The sequence below is a fragment of the Candidatus Thiodiazotropha sp. AKAK3 genome (genome assembly GCF_058244645.1).
On record NZ_JBSYOQ010000030.1, the window covers coordinates 1 to 2,624 of the forward strand.

Genomic DNA, 2,624 nt, shown 5'->3' on the forward strand with positions numbered 1-2,624 from the left:
GGTATGGTCGGCTTCATCGATTACGGTACCATCCTCGCCCACAGCGACTGGACCTCTCATACTATCAGTGTCGGTTTCCGTACCGAGTTCTGATCCCGGCAGATGCCCGCCTCTGGCGGGCATCTGCTCAATTATCAAGTTAATCTATCGTATTACTAAAGCGAATCGACCCTGATATATTTGCTCGATCCAAAAATCAACGCTTTTCTCGATTAACTCTAACTGTAAATTACTCACATAAGCTATTGAGAAGTAGATAAAACTCTATTATCTATCCTTTTATTTAGGTTTTTAAAAATCGACAAGTGCTTTTCCGAGGGATAACATGGCGCCAAACTAAAGTAACAAAAAAATTCAGCGCCGGGAGAGTGCCATCATGCTTCATTCCTGTCCAACAGTGATGCCGTCCATCAGAAGGTTTAAAGGTCTATTTTCATTTCTCTTTGCTCTGCTATTGCTAAGCTCTGGCAATGCATTTGCCTTATTGAGCATATCACCGAGTAATCTTAACCTAGGCAGTGTTGATGTCGGTTCCAGCAGCGATCCACAAACAATAACATTGGCAAATAGCAGCACGTTCCAATCTGTCCTTCTATCTTCGATCACTGCAACTGGCGATTTTGAGTACACAACAAACTGTGTCGGTTCAATGCCACCTCAGAGTACCTGCACCGTCGATGTTACTTTTTCGCCACAAACATCGGGGACACTCACAGGTGATCTGATCATAGCAGGTGATGATCCAGCACTGGATCTAACAGCGGTACGCCCCCCTCCAGTTGCAGCAAGGGTCTTTAATTTCACCGCATCCCTTTCTGGTGTTGGTCTGCTTGGCGAGGTTTCTGTCTCCTCTACAGAGATCGATTTCGGCTCAGTTACGGTCAATGCCCAGAGTGAAACCATATCTGTTCCCGTATCAAATAGTGGAAATGCACCACTTACCATCAGTTCCATTTCTGCTTCTGCACCTTTTCAACAAACCAACGATTGCCCATCATCAATTAATGGTGGTGAGAGCTGTACCGTAGAGGTTAGTGTGACACCTGATATTTCAGGAGCCATTAATGGAACATTGGAGATTAGCGGATCTAATCAATCTGGCGCCATACAACAATCAATAGTCCTGTCGGTATCAGCTCTGCCATTGGCAGCTTCTGTATCTCCTTCAAGTGTTACTTTTCCTCAATCTGATACCGGGACAAACAGTGACCCTCAAACAGTCACGCTGGAAAATATGAGTGACGTGTCCTTACAGGTGCAATCTATTACCACCGAGGGGGACTTTACACAAACCAATGATTGTCCTGCTCAGCTAATCAGTGGCAGTAGTTGTCAAATCCAGGTGGTGTTTTCTCCTCAGTCTACTGGCGATGTGAGCGGGAGTCTGATTGTCACCACAGACACTGCAACAACCACTGTGCCTCTGGCAGGTAGTGCAGCGGAACCAACTTCAGACAATCCTGTAGCTGATCTGCTGAGTCCCTATACCGGGGGAAATCCAAATGTGATTTCGACCAGCAAGGTCATTGGTGAAGCCTGTCCCAGTGGTCGTATCAGTGATCGCATGCAGGAGGACTGTAACGATGTAGTCGGTGCAGCTATCGGCGGCGATGCCAATACTGGCTCTGCCCTGCGCCAGGTCACCCCTGAGTCCGCTACCAAGGCCAACAGATCATCCCGTCAGGGTGGTGAAGCTCAGATTCGCAACCTGGGCTCCCGTATCGCTGCACTGCGAGCCGGTGCAAGAGGTCTCTCCTTCCGTGGACTCGATCTGTTGATCGATGACCAGAGCTTCTCCATCGATACCATCGCCCAGGCCTATAAGGGCCAACGTGGCGCTGGCGCCAGTGGTGATAACCCCCTCATGGAGAGCCGTCTTGGGGTCTTCATCACCGGTGATATCTCCACCGGCAGCAAAGATGAGACCGATCTTGAGGCTGGTCTCGACTTCGATACCTATGGTATTACCATGGGGGTCGACTACCGCATCACCAATAATTTTATCCTTGGTAGCGCCTTCGGTTATGTCGATACCAATACCGAACTGGAAGACGATGTCGCTGAGATCGACACCCAGGGCTATAGCCTCAACCTCTACGGTACCTACTATGCTGAGCAGAACTACTTTGTCGATTTCTCCCTCGGTTATGGCGCCAACAACTTCGACCAGAGCCGAAGCATCGTCTATCAGCTCGACGGTCTGGCCGATGTCAACCAGAACCTCTCTGCCGACTACGATGGTGACATGTTCAGTCTCTTCATCGGCTCCGGCTATGACTTCAATCGTGGTGGCTGGACCTTCGGTCCCAGGGCCGATCTGGAGTATATAAAATCCGATGTCGATGGCTTCACTGAAGAAACCTCAGATCCCACCGCTGATGGCGGCGGCTGGGCAACCCGGATCGATGATACGGATCAGACCTGGTTGACGCTGAAACTGGGTGGTAGGGTCTCCTATACCCAGAGCACAGATTGGGGCGTCATGATCCCCTATGCTCGCCTCGACTGGCTGCACGAATTCGAGGATGACTCGCAGGTCATCAGCGCCCATTTCGTCGGCGATCCAAATGGTCAGGCGATCCAGATCGAGACTGACGATCCTGATCGGGACTATCTACGCTTGA

The 2,624-nt window shown here is 50.0% G+C and carries 1 protein-coding gene; it reads left to right on the forward strand.

Features of this window, described 5'->3' with window-relative positions:
• Positions 1-376: 376 nt before the first annotated feature.
• Positions 377-2,624 (forward strand): autotransporter family protein (locus AC4IE7_RS05225; protein WP_490775756.1); only part of this gene is annotated, 2,248 nt, incomplete at its 3' end.